14 protein-coding genes are annotated in these 18,311 nt (G+C 47.5%); 10 read left to right on the top strand and 4 right to left on the bottom strand.

What is annotated here, in order from left to right; translation table 11 throughout:
- Nucleotides 1-54 precede the first annotated feature (54 nt).
- Nucleotides 55-2,574: an Rne/Rng family ribonuclease gene (locus tag RW114_RS10290; RefSeq protein ID WP_340122659.1), complete on the bottom strand. Its 2,520-nt coding sequence runs from the start codon at nt 2,572-2,574 to the stop codon at nt 55-57.
- 500 nt (nt 2,575-3,074) lie between these two features.
- Between RW114_RS10290 and rluC the strand changes: the two genes are divergently transcribed.
- The 6 genes from rluC to RW114_RS10260 all read left to right on the top strand — a co-directional run bounded on the left by rluC (nt 3,075) and on the right by RW114_RS10260 (nt 8,116).
- Complete coding sequence (rluC, locus tag RW114_RS10285) at nt 3,075-4,034, top strand: 23S rRNA pseudouridine(955/2504/2580) synthase RluC (RefSeq protein ID WP_340122658.1); 960 nt, start codon at nt 3,075-3,077, stop codon at nt 4,032-4,034.
- Nucleotides 4,018-4,671: an HAD-IA family hydrolase gene (locus RW114_RS10280; protein ID WP_340122657.1), complete on the top strand. Its 654-nt coding sequence runs from the start codon at nt 4,018-4,020 to the stop codon at nt 4,669-4,671. Before rluC ends, RW114_RS10280 begins: the two co-directional genes overlap by 17 nt.
- A gap of 6 nt (nt 4,672-4,677) precedes the next feature.
- Entirely contained in the window at nt 4,678-5,643 is a 966-nt protein-coding gene (gene sppA, locus RW114_RS10275) for a signal peptide peptidase SppA (RefSeq protein WP_340122656.1), read from the top strand.
- A 157-nt stretch (nt 5,644-5,800) separates the two neighbouring features.
- A complete protein-coding gene (locus tag RW114_RS10270) occupies nt 5,801-6,055 on the top strand; it encodes a PepSY domain-containing protein (protein ID WP_340122655.1) in 255 nt (84 codons plus the stop codon).
- 18 nt (nt 6,056-6,073) lie between these two features.
- Nucleotides 6,074-6,751, top strand: coding sequence for a response regulator transcription factor (locus RW114_RS10265; protein WP_340122654.1), 678 nt, complete (start codon nt 6,074-6,076; stop codon nt 6,749-6,751).
- A gap of 18 nt (nt 6,752-6,769) precedes the next feature.
- The gene (locus RW114_RS10260; RefSeq protein ID WP_340122653.1) at nt 6,770-8,116 is read left to right on the top strand and encodes an ATP-binding protein; all 1,347 of its coding nucleotides are present in this window, start codon (nt 6,770-6,772) and stop codon (nt 8,114-8,116) included.
- Between the two features lie 4 nt (nt 8,117-8,120).
- Here RW114_RS10260 and RW114_RS10255 read toward each other — a convergent pair whose 3' ends face one another.
- A complete protein-coding gene (locus RW114_RS10255) occupies nt 8,121-11,564 on the bottom strand; it encodes an AAA family ATPase (RefSeq protein WP_340122652.1) in 3,444 nt (1,147 codons plus the stop codon).
- 322 nt (nt 11,565-11,886) lie between these two features.
- Here RW114_RS10255 and RW114_RS10250 point away from each other — a divergent pair, with 322 nt between their 5' ends.
- The gene (locus tag RW114_RS10250) at nt 11,887-14,028 is read left to right on the top strand and encodes an AMP-binding protein (RefSeq protein WP_340122651.1); all 2,142 of its coding nucleotides are present in this window, start codon (nt 11,887-11,889) and stop codon (nt 14,026-14,028) included.
- Between the two features lie 46 nt (nt 14,029-14,074).
- Complete coding sequence (lplT, locus tag RW114_RS10245) at nt 14,075-15,247, top strand: lysophospholipid transporter LplT (protein ID WP_340122650.1); 1,173 nt, start codon at nt 14,075-14,077, stop codon at nt 15,245-15,247.
- A 39-nt stretch (nt 15,248-15,286) separates the two neighbouring features.
- Here lplT and RW114_RS10240 read toward each other — a convergent pair whose 3' ends face one another.
- A complete protein-coding gene (locus tag RW114_RS10240) occupies nt 15,287-16,630 on the bottom strand; it encodes an MFS transporter (RefSeq protein ID WP_340122649.1) in 1,344 nt (447 codons plus the stop codon).
- A gap of 185 nt (nt 16,631-16,815) precedes the next feature.
- Here RW114_RS10240 and RW114_RS10235 point away from each other — a divergent pair, with 185 nt between their 5' ends.
- The gene (locus RW114_RS10235) at nt 16,816-17,091 is read left to right on the top strand and encodes a hypothetical protein (protein ID WP_340122648.1); all 276 of its coding nucleotides are present in this window, start codon (nt 16,816-16,818) and stop codon (nt 17,089-17,091) included.
- A 67-nt stretch (nt 17,092-17,158) separates the two neighbouring features.
- Entirely contained in the window at nt 17,159-17,434 is a 276-nt protein-coding gene (locus tag RW114_RS10230; protein ID WP_340122647.1) for a hypothetical protein, read from the top strand.
- A 262-nt stretch (nt 17,435-17,696) separates the two neighbouring features.
- On the opposite strand, the gene RW114_RS10225 is transcribed toward RW114_RS10230, so the two are convergent.
- Entirely contained in the window at nt 17,697-18,305 is a 609-nt protein-coding gene (locus RW114_RS10225) for a TetR/AcrR family transcriptional regulator (protein WP_340122646.1), read from the bottom strand.
- Nucleotides 18,306-18,311: the final 6 nt, after the last annotated feature.

Below are 18,311 nucleotides of genomic sequence, written 5' to 3'. Positions count from 1 at the left end.
TGCGGTTGGTGAGCAAAACATCGTTGCCCACCAACCACTCCAATCCTCGGTTTGTTATTCCGTTTCTTGTTTGACTACTTCGGCCGGTTTTGGTGCGGGTTGTTCAACAACCGGCTTTGGCGCCGGTGCCGATTCAACAGCGGGAGCCGCCGGTTTTGGCGCAGGTTCAACCAGTTTGGATGCCGGTGCGGGTTCAGCAATAGGCGCCGGTCTTGGCGTGCCTGATCCCTGATTGTCGCTGTTAACCTGGCTAGGGACATTAGCCGGGGACTCTGGGAGTTCGGTTCTTTCCGCTCTTTCTGCAAAGTCATTGTCATAAGAACGGACTTGAGCCGGACGTGACTCGTCGTTGCTTACGCTGGATACGTCATTTGTGGAATTTGAATCGCCATCTGCCTCAGGTTTTTTGTAGTTGGGGTTGCGCGGTCTTCTGCGATTCGGTCCTCTTCTGGTGTTGTTTCTTTTGGGTTGATCTCCAGTAGTGGCGGCAACAGGAGAAACAAGTTCCGGTGCAGTCGAAATAACCTCGTTAATTTCAACAGCTTCACTTTTAATCTGCTCGGTTTTTGGCGCAGGTAGATTGGCCGGGTCGAGATTGCGTTTTACGTTCCTGCCTTGGCCGCGCGGAGCACGGTTAGGGCGCGGTTCGTCCGGATTTTGTTCCGGTTTTAGTTTGGGGGTTTTCCGTTGTTCAGGCGCTTGAACTTGCTCTGATTTTGGATTTTGATCGCGCCCTTGTCCGCGTCCACGCCCGCGCCCGCGTCCTCTTTCCTGGGTTTGTCCCTGGCCTTGTCTGTTGCCTCTGTTTTTGTTCTGTTGACTCTCGTCAACCGGCTTGGTTCTTTCAGTGGTTTGAACTGCTGCCGTTACCCTTGCTTTAGGCTCTGTACTGGCGCCGGGGCCTACAAGTTTCTGCCAGAAACGTTGAATCAGGCTGGCTGATTCGTTTTTGTTTTGCACCGGGGCCGGAGAATCATGCAGGAATTCTTTGACTGCGGCCTTTGTCGCGCTCGGTTTTATTTGCTGGGCAAATTCAGGGATAGTGATATCTTCTGTTTTTATCTGTAAGTAACTGGCTTTGCTATCGCCGGACTCTTTTTCCTTGATGCGCTCAATGTCATAAGCCGGTGTTTCCAAATGCTTGCTGGGCAGGATCACAATGCCGACTTTCAGCCGGTGTTCAATTTGCTCGATGGCGCTGCGTTTCTCATTTAACAGAAAAGTCGCGCACTCAATGGGTAAGTGAGCAATCACTTTTTCCGTGCCTTTCTTCATCGCTTCTTCTTCAAGAATACGCAGTACGGAAAGTGCGACCGATTCTACGTTGCGAATCGTACCCTGACCTTTGCAACGCGGACATGGCAGTTGAGTAGAATCGCCCAGCGATGGACGCATTCTTTGTCTGGACATTTCCAGTAGCCCGAAACGCGAGATGCGGCTGGTCTGGATGCGGGCACGGTCGATTTTGAGTGCGTCGCGTAGTTGATTTTCAACGGTTTTCTGGTTCTTATTGGACATCATGTCGATGAAATCGATAACAAACAGGCCGCCCAAATCGCGCAGTCTCAACTGGCGGGCAATTTCATCTGCCGCTTCCAGGTTGGTATTTAGCGCGGTTTCTTCAATGTCGCTGCCTTTGGTGGCGCGCGCCGAATTGATGTCGATTGAGGTTAACGCTTCGGTATGATCGATAACCAGTGATCCGCCGGACGGTAGGGAAACTTCCCGGCCATAAGCCACTTCAATCTGGGATTCAATCTGGTAACGGTTAAACAAGGGGACGGCATCTTGATACAGTTTTGCCTTGGGCAAAAAGTGCGGCATGACTTGCTTTAAGAAGTTTTGCACCAGGATGAAGGCTTCTTCATTGTCGATCAAAATCTCGTCAATATTGCCGCGCAAGTGGTCGCGCAAGGCTCTGATGATCACGTTGCTTTCCTGAAAGACCAGAAATGGTGCTGAATTTTCGCTTGAAGAGCGCTCTATAGCTTCCCAGAGTTGCAGTAAATAATTTAAGTCCCATTGCAATTCTTCGGCATTTTTGCCGCATCCTGCCGTTCTAACAATGAGTCCCATGCTTTCAGGAATCTCAAGCGCTTCCATGACTTCACGCAGATCGCTACGGGTTTCGCCTTCGATGCGCCGTGAAATTCCACCTGCTTTGGGGTTGTTGGGCATCAACACCAGATAGGTGCCGGCCAGGCTGATATAGGTGGTTAAAGCTGCGCCTTTATTGCCGCGTTCTTCTTTTTCAATCTGAACAACGATTTCCTGACCTTCTTTAATCAGGTCTTTTATGGCTGGACGACGACCGTCGTTTTCGACGCCATCTTGCAGGTGACGGTAGAGCGGAGAGATTTCTTTAAAAGGTAAAAAGCCGTGTTTTTCAGCGCCATAGTTGATAAAGGCAGCTTCTAAGCTGGGTTCTACGTGGGTTACTATCCCTTTGTAAATGTTGGACTTTTTTTGTTCTTTTGAAGGTACTTCTATGTCAAAATCATATAGTTTTTGACCGTCTACCAAAGCGACTCGCAGTTCTTCTGGCTGCGTAGCGTTGATAAGCATTCTTTTCATTCAATATTCCTTGTTGTTTCCTGCTCCACGGTCAGATTTTACTGAACAGACTGGTTTGGGTAATCGTGTTTGTGTAGGTCAGGCGATTAAAGTCGCTTCTACATAACTTAGTTTTTACGGTTTTAATATTCCGTTTCTGCGTGTTGTAATGGGTATCCCGATCTTCACTTAAGTGAAGGCCCTGGATAGATGCACGAACAGAGTCTAAGCAAATAAATATTCTTTTTTCAGTCTTGGTTGTAAATTCCGTCTTAAACAGGAGTTATAAATCGTTCGTCTAGGGTCGAACGATGAACCCGAAAATCTTACAATGATGAGTCAACGTGGTTAGTAACCGCTACGTTAATCAGCATTGAATAGTGCTCCAAGGCAGTTTTGTTAATGAAACTGTAGAGCAATAGTATGTTTTTACTATTAAAAACTTGCTTAATATAGCAATCTTATTGCTATACATCAATTTAAAGAATCAATCATAACAAGATACTGGTATTATTTACACGATGAATAGTGAAGAAAAAAGCGTAACACCCAAAGTCCAACTGGTCGAAATCACCGAAGATATGTGCGATCAACGCTTGGATAATTTTTTAATTGCCCGTTTGAAGGGCGTGCCTAAAAGCCGAATTTACCGGATCGTTCGTAAAGGTGAGGTGAGGGTCAATAAAGGTCGTGTCGATGTTAAATACCGTCTGCTTGCAGGCGATATAGTCAGAATTCCTCCGGTTAGAATAGCAGAACGTAGCGAAGAATCTTATGTTCCGCAGGGTTTGCAAGCCGCATTGGAACAGGGCATTTTGTTTGAAGATGAGGGTTTCCTGGTCGTCAACAAACCGGCCGGTTTTGCCGTGCACGGTGGCAGCGGCGTGAGTTCCGGCATTATCGAAGGACTGCGCCTGATCAGACCCGAAGCGCATTTTTTAGAGCTGGTGCATCGACTCGATAAAGATACCTCCGGCTGTCTGATGATTGCTAAAAAACGCAGCGCGCTGAAACTGTTGCATGAACTGTTTCGGGAGAATCATATTCATAAAACCTATCTGGCTTTGCTGGCCGGGCAATGGGCGAGGAAAAAGCTGATTGTCAACGCACCCTTGCTAAAAAATGTCAGCAAAGGCGGTGAACGCATGGTAGTCATCAGTCAAGCCGGAAAAGAGGCTGAGACGCTGTTTCGGCGCTTGAAAACATTTGCGGATTCGACGTTGGTTGAGGCTTCGCCAAAAACCGGGCGTACCCATCAAATCCGTGTACACGCCGCCAGTCTTGGGCATCCCATCGTCGGTGACGACCGTTACGGGCGAGATGACATTAACCGCGGATTTAAAGGTCGAGGCTACAAGCGCATGTTTCTGCATGCGGAAAAGTTAAAGTTTCAGCACCCTGTTACCGGTGAGCCGCTAACCATTTTGGCTCCTTTACCTAAGCAACTGGAAGATTTGTTAAGACATGAAGAACAGATTTGATTTAATCATCTTTGATTGGGACGGCACTCTGATTGATTCGATAGACTGGATCGTAAACTGCCTGCAAGCAGCGGCAAAGCAGTGTGATTGCGCTATTCCTGAGTCCCAGGCGGCAAGAGATGTGATAGGCCTGAGTATCGCCAACGCCTGTAGTCAGCTATTTCCCGGCGTCGATCAGCAAACGCTGACGCGATTGACGGCCTGTTACCAGCAAGCTTATTCGTCCAGACAGCTCAGCAGGGAAGATTTGTTTCCCGGCGTTTACGAAATGTTGGTGGAACTTAAACAATCAGGTTATCGACTGGCTGTGGCTACCGGTAAAACCAGGGCAGGTTTGCAGCAAGCATTACAGGCGACAGACACGGAAGCGTTGTTTTGCATCACCCGTTGTTCCGATGAGACCGCCTCTAAACCGGATCCGCTGATGTTGCATCAGATTATGCAGCATACTAATGCAGCGAATGACCGGAGTTTAATGGTGGGTGATTCCAGCCATGACTTGCAAATGGCGATGAATGCCCAAATATCGTCGATAGCGGTGTCGTGCGGAGCGCATCCGGAAGACCTATTGCAACAATACAGTCCGTTGATGTGTTTACAGCAGCCGACAGAATTACTGAATATTATTAGAGGTTAACAAGGTATGGATAATCAGAACAAACCAGAGATTATACGCGAATGCGGTTGGGAGCGAGAAGTCATTGAAAAACTGGCGCTGGCCGCAGTCACCGAGCAAACCAGAGCAAGACGGTGGGGGGTTTTTTTTAAGAGCTTGATGTTCGTGTACTTGATTGCCATATTCGGTGTGGCGATGTATCCAAAGTTGAGTAAGGATATTGGTGGTGACAGCAAGAATCATACCGCCGTTATCGATGTGGTCGGCATGATTGCTGAGGATAAGCAGGCCAATGCAGACAGCATTATTGGAAGTTTGAGAGATGCGGTCAAAGACGAGCACACCAAGGGCATTATCCTGCATGCCAATTCACCGGGCGGCAGTCCCGTGCAGTCTTCTTATATATACGAGGAAATCAGGAAGATAAAAAAAGAACATCCTAGTCTGCCGATTTATGCCGTGGTTAGCGATATTTGTGCATCAGGTTGCTACTTTGTTGTATCGGCCAGCGACAAAATTTTTGTGAATCCTTCCAGTTTGGTTGGATCAATAGGTGTATTGATGGATGGTTTCGGTTTTGTCGACGTCATGCAAAAGCTGGGAGTAGAGCGCAGATTGTTCACAGCGGGCACACATAAAGCCATGCTCGATCCTTTTTCGCCGTCTAAAGAAGAAGAAACGAAGTATATACAAAGCCTGTTAAATCAAGTGCATCAGCAATTTATCAGCGCAGTTAAAGCCGGTCGCGGCGACCGGCTTAAAGAAAATCCAGACATGTTTTCAGGCTTGGTCTGGACCGGTGAAGAAGGCGTGAAGCAGGGCATAGTTGACGGCGTTGGCAACCAGGATTATGTTGCCAAAGAATTGATTGGCGCCGATAAATTGGTTGATTTTAGCAGGCAGGAACATTTTCTGGATAAAATTACAGGCAAGTTGGGCGCATCTTTCGGGCAAGCCATCGGCAGCATGGTTCAGGGTTTGTCGTTACGTTAATGGTTCAGTGCCGATTCAGCCTGATAGGTTAAAATTCTTTTCGCTCGATAGAATAGATATTTATTCACTACCACGAAGGGCACGAAGAAAAATAGTCGCTTCGTGGTAGTGAAAATATTAAAAGATTTTAGTTAATTACCTAAGCTCTGGATTGCTCATGAGAAATTTGCTTAAAGCCGTTGTAGTCGCCTTGATATTTTCCAGTAGCTGTTTTGCAGAAAATAATTTGCAGGCTTACATCAGTTTGGACGAGGCTACCAAACAAATAATCGAAGGTACTTATAACAAGGTGCTGGGTGCGCAAACAGAGATTATCGATGGCCAAGAAGTCCATATCATTAAAGTTCTAACACCGGATGGTCGTATCAAATATTACAAAATTGATGCCCAAACCGGTCAATTAGTCAGTTAATCTCGGCAGACGAAAAACATGCGTATTCTAGTTGTTGAAGATGAAATAAAGCTCTGCGAACAGATTCAGCAGTTCTTTGCCGATAAAGGTTTTGCCGTTGATACCGCAAATACCGGTCGTGACGGTTATTACATGGGCAAGGAATATCCGATTGATGCGGCGGTGGTCGACATTGGCTTACCCGATTTTTCCGGCATTGAATTGATTCAGCGCTTACGCAAAGACAACGTCACCATCCCCATTCTGATTTTAACTGCCCGCAGCCGTTGGCAGGAAAAAGTAGAAGGACTGGAAGCGGGCGCGGATGATTATCTGGTCAAACCTTTTCATTATGAAGAGTTGCTGGCCAGAATTAACGCCTTGATACGGCGCTCAGCCGGGGTGGCTCATCCGGTACTAAGCCATGACAATATTGAATTGGATACCGTGGCTCAGGAAGTCACCGTGTCCGGCACCAAACTGGAATTAACCGCTTACGAATACAAGGTGTTGGAGTACCTGATGTTTCGCAAGGGCGAAGTTATTTCAAAATCCGTGTTGACTGCACATATCTATGATGAAGACTTTGAACGCGACAGCAATGTACTTGAGGTTTTTATCGGTCGTTTGAGAAAGAAGCTCGATCCCGATGGCACACGTAAACCGATTGAAACCTTGCGTGGACGAGGTTATATCATTCATGGTCAGCGCGATTGATTTGATACTCAAATCTGAATGCAAGTTAAATCATTAACCTTTCGATTGTTGGTTTCCGCAGGCCTTGTGCTTGCCGCATTTTTCGCCTTGGCTTCGGTGGTGCTTGAACAGGGCTTTCGAAAGAGTGCCGAACAAGCCTTGAAAGAAAAGCTACAGGTTCATGTGTACTCGCTGTTATCGTCCGCCGAGCTTAAAAACTTCGGCGATTTAACGATGCCGACCTATTTGCCGGAGCCGCGCTTTGCAACTCCTGGTTCCGGCCTGTACGGCTTTATACATTTGGTCAATAAAGATCTAATTTGGCATTCGCCATCGGCTATTGGCCTTGATGTCATTCCTCCCCCGGAACTCATCCCCGGAAATTTTGAATTCTTGTTAACCGAGCAGGGTCGTTACACACTGCATTACGCCGTCATCTGGAAAAACAAGATCGGTGATGAGCGCGAATACATCTTTACCGTGACTGAAGACGCTCAGTTTGTCAGTAATGAGGTGGAGCGGTTTAGAAAAACCTTAAGAATCTGGTTGCTGGCATTAGGCGTGGTTTTGATGTTTATCCAGCTGGCCTTATTACGCTGGGGATTGAAGCCTTTGCGGGTTATCGTAAAGGATCTTGAGGCGATAGAAAAAGGGCGAAAAATCCATTTAGACGGGAACTATGCGACGGAGTTGGAAGGTCTAGCCGGAAACATTAACGCCTTCATCAACAGCGAACGGGCGCATCTGAAGCGTTATCGTAATGCCTTGGCGGACTTGGCGCACAGCCTGAAAACGCCGCTGTCGATAATGCGCGGCTGTGCCGAGTCTTTCAGTGTTAATAAGGAGACGGTAAAAGAACAAATTTTCCGTATGGATGAAATCGTCGAATATCAATTACAGCGGGCGGCGGCCAAAGGCGAGTATAAAACGACCGGAACCGTCGATTTATCGGTGATCATAAAAAAAATAAGCGCATCGCTGGCTAAGGTTTATATCGATAAAAACATCCTATTCGATATGGCTGTGCTGGAACAAGGTCTGGTTTGTTATGAAGAAGGCGATTTGTATGAAATAGCCGGGAATCTGATGGATAACGCCTGCAAGTGGTGCAAGCACACAGTAAAAATCAGCAGCATCTCCCTAAATCAACGTAAAGGCAGGCGGAATTATGCGGTATTGTTGCAGATTGAAGACGACGGTCCCGGAATTCCGGATGGAAAATTGGCTGAAATTTTAAAAAGAGGTGTCAGAGCCGATGAAAATATCCACGGGCACGGTATCGGCATGGCCGTCGTTTATGAATTGGTCGGACTGTTGGGCGGCGTGTTGGAAGGTAAAAAGAGCGAAACGCTGGGCGGAATGAAATGGAATGTTTATTTGCCTTAATCGCTTATGACACTTGCTTCAGCATCCCCATCCCATTGGGCTTTTTAACCACTTGCAGTTGGGCTTTAAAGCGTTTTTGGATGCCTTCAACATGAGAAATAACGCCGACGGTTTTGCCGTGGGTTTGCAAGCTTTCCAAGGTGCTGATGACCGTGTATAGCGTTTCAGCGTCCAGGCTACCAAAGCCTTCATCGAGAAATAACGAATCCACGGACTTGCCGTTATTGGCCAGTTCCGAAAGTCCCAGCGCCAGCGACAGGCTCACCACAAAACTCTCTCCGCCGGATAAAGTCTTGGGCAGTCGTCGTGCATTGCCCTGAAAAGTATCCTCAATTTCCAATGCCAAACCTTGTTCGCTGGGTATTTGCCGCAGATAATAACGGCCGCTGATTTTTTCCAGCACGGCATTGGTTTGGGATAATAGCTGATCGGCTACCCGTTGTTGAACCCGACGACGAAAAGCCATGCCACTTTCCTCGGCTATTTGAGTGGCCTCGGCGTTGCTCAGTCGGGTGATTTCTTGTTGATCCTGCAATTGTGCCCGTATCGCATCGGCCTTTTGTTTAAGTTGGTTTTGTTCTTTCAGCAGCCGCTCCAGGCGCTGCGCTTCCAGATTGGCTATCTCCAGTTGCTCTCTTACGTTCTTTAGTTGCACGTCCAGTTGTTCCGGACTTGATTCCGTTGCAACCGGCATATTTTCAACGTCCAACTCAAGCCGGCTGTTTTCCAGTTCTACGGTTCTGGCGTCGATTTCCTGCTCCAGTTCTGCCAGGTGCCGTTCAAGTTCCGGCTGGTGTTGCAGCAGCTCCAATATTTCAGTTAGATGATGCAGACTGGTAAATTGCGTGCCCTGTATTTTGTCTTGCAACGCCTGTTTTAGCACGCCGAGCTCGGTTTCCTGACCGGCAATAAGCTGCTCCTTGTCGGCAATCAGTTTTTGTTTTTCAATCAATGCCAAATGCAGGCCGACGATTTCTTCGGATTGTAATTGATGGCTGTAATGCTTGAGTTTTTCATGGCATGCCGTTATTTCAACTTGGCAATGCGCCGCTTTCGCCTTCAATGCTTTCAGTTCGTCGGTTAAGCTTTTTTGACGTAGAACATAGCCTTGATAATCCTGCCTTCGCGCATTCAGTCGGTCAAACAAGGCATCCTCTTTACCCCTGGCGGGCATTTTTTCGCCCAATATGGCCAATTGTGCAAGCACTTGTTCGGCCAGTTGTTGTTCTTCCTGCTGGCGGGTAGCCAATGCGGCGTCGTAATCGATTTCTTCCTGTGGGCGCTCCCGCCATTCGGCATCCAGTTGCAGAGTGTTTAGCTGCAAACGTTCAACGGTAGCTTCGCCTTTGGCGATCAAGGCTTTTAATCGTTCGATACTGGCCAGTTTTTTTCGATAGCTGGCGACCACGTTGGTGATGGTTGTTAATTTATCTATTTCAGCCGTTAACAGGCGTTTGATCAAACGTAATTTAGTGATACTTAGATCTTCACTTGCCGTGTTCAGTCGGTTGCTCAAGGTTAACCATTGGGATCTGATCTTCAGCAGTTGTGTCTGATTAGCCTGGTTTTTTTCTACCTGTTTTTGCGTTGTTTTAATCTGCTGAGCGAGTTTGCCGCTAGCTAGTGTTAAAGCCTTTAATTTTGCCTTCTGATCCGTCAACGCCTGTTGAGAATTGGCTTCTTTCGGCGGATGCTTGATATAAGGATGCTCCAAAGCACCGCATAAAAAGCAAGGTTCGCCATCGTCAAGATACTGTCGGTCTGCGGCCATTTTTTTAAGCAAGGCTTCACGAAAAACGGCCGTTTCCAAGGTGAGTCTAATATTGTCTTCCCGGCTTATTTCCTGTTTTAACGCGACAAGTTCGGATTCCAGCTCCTCTATGTCATGATTCGGCTGGTCTTTACGGCCAAATATACGGAAAAAACTAAAGCCGCTTTGAGACAGTTTTTGATTAGCCACGCTCAGACTATAGAATTCCCGGAAATCCTTAACCCGCTCTTGCTGATCTTGCTGAAACTCCTCAAGTTCAGCCAGATTTTTGCCCTGTGCCAGTTCATCCAGTGCCTTTTCTGCCAGCGGCAACTGGCGAGTTAATTCAGCAATTCTTTTGTTTTCCTGCGCAAGGGCAGATTGGTTGTTTTTCAGTGATGAAGTTGTGTTTTTGGACCACTGAATGAATGCTTTTTGTTTTTGTTTTAGCTCGACCAGTTCTGCTCGGAGGTTTTTTAATCGGCCTGTTTCGGGGAAATTAGCCAGCAAAGATTCGTCTGCGGCATGATCTTCCAGCCATTGTGACACGGTACCAAGAACCGATGTTTTCTGGTCAATCTGCATACCTAAAGATTGCCATAAGTCCGATTCCGACTGTTGCTGCGTACTAAGTTGACCGATCTGGGTTCTGATCTGGGTTATCGTTTGTCCCTGTTCGGTAAGCGATTTATCGGGCAAGCCTTCCGGAGCCGATTGATCTGCACCGATGCGCTGCTGTATCTGCTTAAGTTCGCCACGAAAGTCCGCCAGTGTTGCTTTGCCCTGATGAATCTCGTGATTTTTTTCCTTAATAAGCTGCGCATCATCCTTAAAAAGCAACGCGTCTTGAGCCGTAGCCAGTTGATCCAGTTGCTGCTGCTCACTTTCGGCCAGTGATTGGGTTTGCTGTAGGGTTTTTTCCTGATCGGCAATCCGGCTTTGCAGGGATAACACATTTTTCAGTGACGCTTGCTGCTGCTTTAGCTGGTTTTGCTGTTCCCTCAACTCGGATGCTTGGTCGATAAAATCGGCCAAATCCTGTTCGCAGGCTTCCTGCTTTTCCGGCTCCATGATCGGTATAATCGACAAATCCTGGGTTAAATAATCCAGGCGTTGTTGCGCCTCGGCGGCCTTATTATGCACTTCCTTTTTATAGTCGGAATAAATGTCCGCGCTGATGATTTTTTCCAGAATATCCATGCGCTCACTGTCCAGCGCATTCAGAAATGCGGCAAAATCGCCCTGAGCCAGCAGTATCGAACGGGTAAAGTTACGAAAATTCATCCCGGTAATTTCGATGATCCGCGCACAAACCTGTTGGGATGTAGTCGCCAGCACTTGGTCGTCGCTCAAACGGATCAGCTTCATTTCAGGTGGCATTAACTCGCCCTCGGGATTCGCATCATGCCGTTGCGCATGCCAACTGGACCGGTATTTCACCTTGTCCACAACAAATTCAATCTCCGAGTAACACTCAGTCGTGTGTTGGGTCATCACGTGTTTGGCAGGGCGATCAAAACGAAAAGTCTCGCCATACAAGCCCAGCGTAATCGCATCTAAAACACTGGATTTCCCCGATCCGTTAGGGCCGGTAATCGCAAAAACCCCGGTATCTGAAAAGGGCGCTTGTTCAAAATCAATCCGGCTCTCGCCTTCCAATGAGTTGATATTTTTAAAATGAATATTGAGTATTTTCATTGGCTGAGACGACTTTGCTTGGTAACGGCTGGGGATTTTCGAATGAAACATTATAACGCTGTCTGATGATTTTTTCTCAACCTATAAGATAGCGTGTGACTGGTGGAAAATATGATCCATAAAACAGCCGGTTATATAGAAATGTTTGAAAAAGCAGAGGAAAAATCATGACGGTTGACACCTTGAAATTGAAATATTCATTTATAGTTGGCAGGTGAGTACACGCGTCGAAAAATGTCTCCAGAGGTTTGAGCGCTCCATTCACCATGATTTTTCCGGGTAAAATAAAACATCTGCTAAAATGACTCAAGGAGGAAACTTAATGCTGAAAAAAACTTTACGCTGGTTGCTGACCTTGGTTTACAAGGTTGAAGTCAAAGGCCTGGACAACTACAAAAAGGCCGGGAAACGTGTGCTGATTATATCCAATCACACGTCCTTTCTGGATCCGTTACTGCTGGGCGTATTTTTACCCGATGACATCACTTTTGCGATCAACACCCAGATTTCCGAGCGCTGGTGGTTAAAGCCTTTTCTGAGGCTATCCCGCGTATTTCCAATGGATCCGACTCATCCTTTATCACTGAAGGATTTGATTCATCATTTGCAGACAGACACCCGCACCGTTATTTTCCCTGAAGGTCGCATTACCGTGACCGGTTCGTTAATGAAAGTTTACGACGGCACCGGCATGGTCGCCGATAAATCCGAAGCGGCGATACTGCCTGTGCGCATTCATGGCGCCGAATACACACATTTTTCCAGGCTGCGCAATATTGTCCGCTTGCGTTTATTTCCCAAAATTACCATTCAGATTTTACCTCATACCTTCGTTTCCCCGCCGCCAGAATTAAGGGGCAGAAACCGTCGCAAATACAGCGGACACATTTTGTCGGATATTATGACTGAAATGATGTTTGCCACCAGCCATTACCGGCAAACCATTTTCGCCAGTCTGCTTGAAGCGCGCAAAATACACGGCGGCAAGCATACTGTTGCCAAAGATCTGGAACGTATTCCATTATCCTATGATGATTTAATTACCCGCACCATTGCGATCGGCAATGCCTTAACGAAAATTACGGCCGCCTCGGAAAATGTCGGGATTTTTTTGCCCAATTCGACCAAAACGCTGTCGGTGGTTCTGGGCTTGCAACTTTATGGCCGGGTCCCGGCGATGTTGAATTATTCAACCGGTTCAGCCGGTATGATTTCCGCGTGCAACACCGCGCAAGTCAAAACCGTTTTAACGTCCCGCCGCTTTATAGAGTTGGGTAAGTTAGCCATGGAGGCCGAGCACTTGGGCGAACTGGTTAGGCTGGTTTATCTGGAAGATTTGGCCGATGGCCTGTCTAAATTGGACAAATTCCAGGCGCTGGTGCAAGGCAAAACCGCCAATATCTGGTACAAACACACCCAATACAACCCCGACAGTCCGGCGGTGGTTTTATTTACCTCCGGCTCTGAAGGCACGCCTAAAGGCGTGGTGCTGTCCCATGCCAACATCCTGTCCAACCTTAAGCAACTGGAAGCCCGGATTAATTTCACTGCCCAGGATGTGGTGCTGAACTTTCTGCCGATGTTTCATTCTTTCGGTTTTACCGTCGGCACGATGCTGCCGATATTGCATGGCATGACCACGTTTTTTTATCCGACCCCGCTGCATTATTCGATCATTCCCGAAATCGCTTATGAAATCAGCGCGACGATCATGTTCGGTACCAATACTTTCTTAGCCGGATATGCTAAAAAAGCTCACGCCTATGATTTTTTCAATATGCGTTATGTAGTTGCCGGTGCTGAAAAGTTGCAGGAAACCACCCGCCAAGTTTGGGCGGATAAATTCGGTATACGCATACTGGAAGGTTATGGCGCCACCGAAACCACGCCCATCACCTCTGTCAATACGCCGATGGACTTTAAAGCCGGCACCGTTGGCCGGTTTATGCCGTCTATGGACTACAAGCTGGAAGCTGTCGAAGGTATCGAAGAGGCGGGCAGGCTACACGTTCGCGGGCCCAATATCATGCAGGGTTATCTGCTGGCCGATAACCCGGGCAAGCTGATCCCGCCCCAATCAATTTATGGCGAAGGCTGGTATGACACCGGCGATATTGTCAATGTCGATAACGACGGTTTCATCAGCATACGCGGGCGCAGCAAGCGCTTTGCCAAAATCAGCGGCGAGATGGTCTCGTTAACCGCAGTCGAACAGTTGGCTTCCAATGCCTGGCCGGATGCGCATCACGCCGCAATCAGCCTGCCGGATGCAAAAAAAGGCGAACAGATTGTTCTGCTCACCACCCAAAAAGATGCGACTGTCGCTGACTTGGCAGCGGCCTCAATAGGCGTTGCCCCTATCGGCCTGCCCAAGAAAGTTTTGATCGTTGATGCGATTCCGGTGATGGCGACCGGTAAAACCAATTACCAGGCAGTGACCGAGCTGGCAGCCGGTAAAATATAAAATAGGCTAAAGGCTAAAAATTGAAAAAGTTCTTATTGCCTTAATTATGAACAAACAAATCTACCCGTTATTGATTGCCCAGTTTTTATCCGCCTTTGCCGATAACGCTATCTTGTTCACGGTGATTGCCATGGTGATGCAGTCCACACAGTTGGCCGGATGGTATGTTCCGGCTTTGCAAAGCGTGTTTCTGATTGCCTTCGTATTGCTTGCCCCATGGGTGGGCGGCTTTGCCGATCATCACTCCAAAGCCAGAGTATTAATTATTGCGAACTTGATTAAAGCGGCCGGTGCAGGATTATTGCTATTGCATATAGAGCCTCTGCTTGCTTATGGTGTTGTTGGCATCGGCGCGGCCATTTACAGTCCGGCAAAATACGGCATCCTGCCTGAGCTGGCGGGGCATGAATTCCTGGTCAAGGCGAATAGCTGGATTGAAGGCTCTACCATTTTGGCTATCCTATTGGGCATGATTATTGGCGCGAAGATGGCGGACTACTCTATACAATGGGCGCTGACAGGTACCATCATCCTCTTTATAATTTCCGCATTGACTACCCTGTTTTTACCGGTAAGCATTGCTAAAAAAACGGCTCCTACCGGTTCAAAAGTGCTGTTGTTTTGGCGGGAAATAGGCCTGTTTTTCACCACGCCGCGATCACGTTTCGCCATTCTTGGCGGCTCCTTGTTCTGGGCTGCTGCGGCAACCTTAAGAGTGATTATTGTTGCTTGGGCGCCGCTGGTTTTATTGTCAAAAAATGCAACCGAAATTGCCGAACTGACCTTATCCCTCGCTATCGGCATCATCGCCGGATCAGCACTGGTGCCAGGGTTAATTCCGCTGGAGCATTTACGCCGCGCCAGAATCCCTGCTTATTTAATGGCTCTATTTATTTTTGGACTGAGTCTGACAGACAGCATCTGGCCAGCAAGATTTACGCTGTTTTTTATAGGTATGATGGGCGGGATGTTTATCGTCCCCGTCAACGCCGCATTGCAGGAACTGGGACAGCAGAGTATCGGCAGCGGCAGCGCTGTTGCTCTCCAGGGATTTTTTCAGAATCTCACCATGCTGGTGGCGGTGGGCAGCTATACTTATGCTGCATCACAACATGTAGATCCTGTTATAGCCATGCTGAGTCTGGGTGTGCTGGTTTTTATGGCTACTTTTCTGGTATCGCTGCACCTGCCGAACAATCACTCTAAAGTTCTCCGTTGAATAATCCAAATTCCGTTGGGCCTGTTTGAACAGCAGTCATTAACCCGCACCATTCATTAGTGCTGCGGCTTTACCTCTGCCCTCATTGACTTTGGACAACAAAGCCAAGCCGATGATGAAAAACGCTAACGTCGACAGCAATGACATCCGGTGATCCCCGTTGCTCCAGTAATTGATTAGTCCGTAGCTCAATGGGCCTACTATGGCCGATAAACGATTGACGAATCCCCACAAACCTAAAAATTCTCCCGCCCGCTCAGTTGGCGAAAACTTACTGACTAAAGCTCGCCCGACAGCCTGGCTTGCCCCCATGGCCAGGCCAATAATATTTCCGGCTATCCACATAAGTGCAGGCGTGTCGGCAAATAAAGCCACTATCACCGCAACAATCCAGATGAGCAGCGTAATTGTCAGCGTGGGGACCGATCCCATTCGGTCTTGTAAATGCCCGCAAATAAAAGCGCCAACGGCGGCGGTCACATTAACAACCATAATCAGTACAACCAGTGACTGGGTATCAAAACCGATGACTTCCTGCGCATAAATCGCGGCCAAAACCACAACGGTGCTAACACCAGATTGGTACACGCCCAGTGTTATCAAAAACCAGAGCAGATCGCGAAAGCGGGCCGCTTCTTTAAATGTGTGTGCCAATCGGGCATAACTTATTTGTAGCCTGGACAGGCTCTGGTCCCAGGCAGCAGGTATCGCTCGCTCACGCAGCCATAGAAAGGTGGGGGCGGCCGCCAACGCAAAGATTGCAGCGGTGATTAGTAAGGTAACAGGAACAAAATGGGTTTCCGGCAAGTCGTGTTGCTTGGCCCAGGTGATGTAGGCCAGACAAATCCCTAATGTCAGCAGACCGCCAAAATAACCCAGACTCCAACCATAACCGGACATTCTGCCCATATTCTCCTCAGGCACAAGCTCCGGCAAAAATGCGGCAATCAGGTTTTCGCCGCTGGCAAACATGATGGCCGAAAGGGTAACCAGCACCATTCCCAGTCCTATATCACCTGGACCGACCAGTGCCAGCAAGGCTGTTGATGTTACGCAACCTGCCGAGGAAATCAGCAGAAAAAGTTTTTTGCAAGCCCGGTAATCGGCAATCGCACCTATCAACGGCCCGCTGATCATGACTATAAAATTAGCGAAACCAATAGCCAAAGACCAAAGCAGCGTCGATAAACCGGGTGTGACGCCTTGTGTAGCACCGGCAACCACACCAACAAAATAGGCGCTGAATATAGTAGTTTGCACGACGGTGGTATAACCGGAGTTGGCAAAATCATATAAAGCCCATGCCACCAATTCCTTACGCCCGGCCTTACCCATTAGTTGACTATTTCCATCAGCAGATGGTTTGTTCTGATTGCTATTCATATCCGGGAAGCTTATAAAAAACGTTAATAGTAGCCGCACTTAATATTAAGGGCGGAACATATTATTGTATTGTCCAAAAATGCCCTCCAAATTACAGCACTGGTGCCTGGATTATTACGCCGCGCCAGAATACCTGCTTATTTAATGGCTTTATTTATTTTGGGACTAAGTCTACCAGAGAACATTTGGCCAAGCTGGCTTATACTGTTATTTATAAGCATGATGGGTGGTATGTTTATCGTCAACGCCGCATTACAGGAATTGGGCAACAAAGTATCGGTAGCGGCAGGGCTGTAGCCCTGCAAGGTTTTTTTCAAAATCTTGCTATGCTATTGGCGGTTGGAAACTATACTTTTGCTGTAGCGCATAAGGTCGGTCCTGTACTTGCGATGCTTATATTGGGGATGTTGGTATTTGCTGCCACTTTTCTGGTATTGTTGCATCTGACTGATAATAAATAAAAATAATAAGCGGTTAACCGCTAAAAAGTGCGCTTTTTATAATAAATAAATAAGGAAGTCTAAATAAATGAAGCTGTTTGAACTTGGAAAAATCACCATGACTCCATCGGCTATTTCGATAATAGCCAGTTATAAGGTAGCCATTGGCGATTTGCTGGACAGGCATGAAAAAGGTGACTACGGGGAGGTTTCAGAGCTTGATTGGCGTGAAAACACGCTAGCATTACTGCCTGAATCGGTGGAAAGAATTATGTCTGTTTATAACATCGGCACCGAAAAATTATGGGTTATCACCGATCCGGATAGAAAGATAACAACACTCTTAACTGAGGAAGATTTTTAATAGTTCCCAGGCTGGGCGAGACTGTGGAAAAATGAATGAGTATGGCATAAAAAGCACTATTAACCGTGAAGCTCATGAAAGGCATCTAAGTCAATCAATTCATTAGATCTTCATGTCTTTCATGGTTATTTCCTCTATATCGGATGCTTTCACAGGCTCTGAGCGCTTGGGAATTAGCGTAGGCCGTGTTTAATCGGCGAATAAAATAGATGTTGCATTGGTAGCAAAGCTGCACATGACGATCGCCATCGTGGCTTTTTTATTAGCGTTGCTGATTTTTAGAAGGTAACGAACCCACCCAGCCGCCAATAAAGCTTTCCACCAGCAATGTAATGGTGTTTTCCACCTCGTCAATATCTTCGGCATTCTGCTTGCCGGTCAGGGACAAGGTGCAAATGCCGTGAACACCGTTCCAGAGTGCCCGTGCCGCCTGTTTGTGTTGTTGCGCTGAACAGTTAGGCGCAAGTTTTGCCAGCTGTGTTTTTATCTGACTAAAAACCTGATTGATTTTATCCTGATACCATTCGGGGATTTCGGCATCCTGTACAAAAATCATGCTCCAGCGGTTAAAGTTTCGGCTGGCAAATTGTAGATAAGCCTTGGTCAGTTCCGCTATATATTGCTCTGGAACAGAGTCGGGCACTTGCTGCAACCGCTCGCTAAGGTTGTCGACGGTATTCGCTTTAATGTGCATGACCAAATCGGCCACGTTATCAAACACCATATAGACGCTGCCGACCGTATAACCGATGTCCATCGCAACCCTGCGCACTGTTAACGCCGAATAGCCTTCATTGATGATGATGGTTTCTGCTGCATCCAGCACCATTTTCCTGATTTCTTCCGGACTGTGTTTGTTTCGTCTTGCCATGTTGCG

Origin of the sequence: Methylobacter svalbardensis (assembly GCF_037671525.1) — a bacterium.
Classification (GTDB): Bacteria; Pseudomonadota; Gammaproteobacteria; order Methylococcales; family Methylomonadaceae; genus Methylobacter_A; species Methylobacter_A svalbardensis.
This window is presented reverse-complemented; position numbering and strand designations above follow the sequence as displayed.

Excerpts from the sequence above, each read along its gene's own strand:
- RW114_RS10290 (WP_340122659.1), bottom strand. The coding sequence starts at position 2,574 with ATGAAAAGAATGCTTATCAACGCTACGCAGCCAGAAGAACTGCGAGTC.
- rluC (WP_340122658.1), top strand. The coding sequence starts at position 3,075 with ATGAATAGTGAAGAAAAAAGCGTAACACCCAAAGTCCAACTGGTCGAA.
- RW114_RS10280 (WP_340122657.1), top strand. The coding sequence starts at position 4,018 with ATGAAGAACAGATTTGATTTAATCATCTTTGATTGGGACGGCACTCTG.
- sppA (WP_340122656.1), top strand. The coding sequence starts at position 4,678 with ATGGATAATCAGAACAAACCAGAGATTATACGCGAATGCGGTTGGGAG.
- RW114_RS10270 (WP_340122655.1), top strand. The coding sequence starts at position 5,801 with ATGAGAAATTTGCTTAAAGCCGTTGTAGTCGCCTTGATATTTTCCAGT.
- RW114_RS10265 (WP_340122654.1), top strand. The coding sequence starts at position 6,074 with ATGCGTATTCTAGTTGTTGAAGATGAAATAAAGCTCTGCGAACAGATT.
- RW114_RS10260 (WP_340122653.1), top strand. The coding sequence starts at position 6,770 with ATGCAAGTTAAATCATTAACCTTTCGATTGTTGGTTTCCGCAGGCCTT.
- RW114_RS10255 (WP_340122652.1), bottom strand. The coding sequence starts at position 11,564 with ATGAAAATACTCAATATTCATTTTAAAAATATCAACTCATTGGAAGGC.
- RW114_RS10250 (WP_340122651.1), top strand. The coding sequence starts at position 11,887 with ATGCTGAAAAAAACTTTACGCTGGTTGCTGACCTTGGTTTACAAGGTT.
- lplT (WP_340122650.1), top strand. The coding sequence starts at position 14,075 with ATGAACAAACAAATCTACCCGTTATTGATTGCCCAGTTTTTATCCGCC.
- RW114_RS10240 (WP_340122649.1), bottom strand. The coding sequence starts at position 16,630 with ATGAATAGCAATCAGAACAAACCATCTGCTGATGGAAATAGTCAACTA.
- RW114_RS10230 (WP_340122647.1), top strand. The coding sequence starts at position 17,159 with ATGAAGCTGTTTGAACTTGGAAAAATCACCATGACTCCATCGGCTATT.
- RW114_RS10225 (WP_340122646.1), bottom strand. The coding sequence starts at position 18,305 with ATGGCAAGACGAAACAAACACAGTCCGGAAGAAATCAGGAAAATGGTG.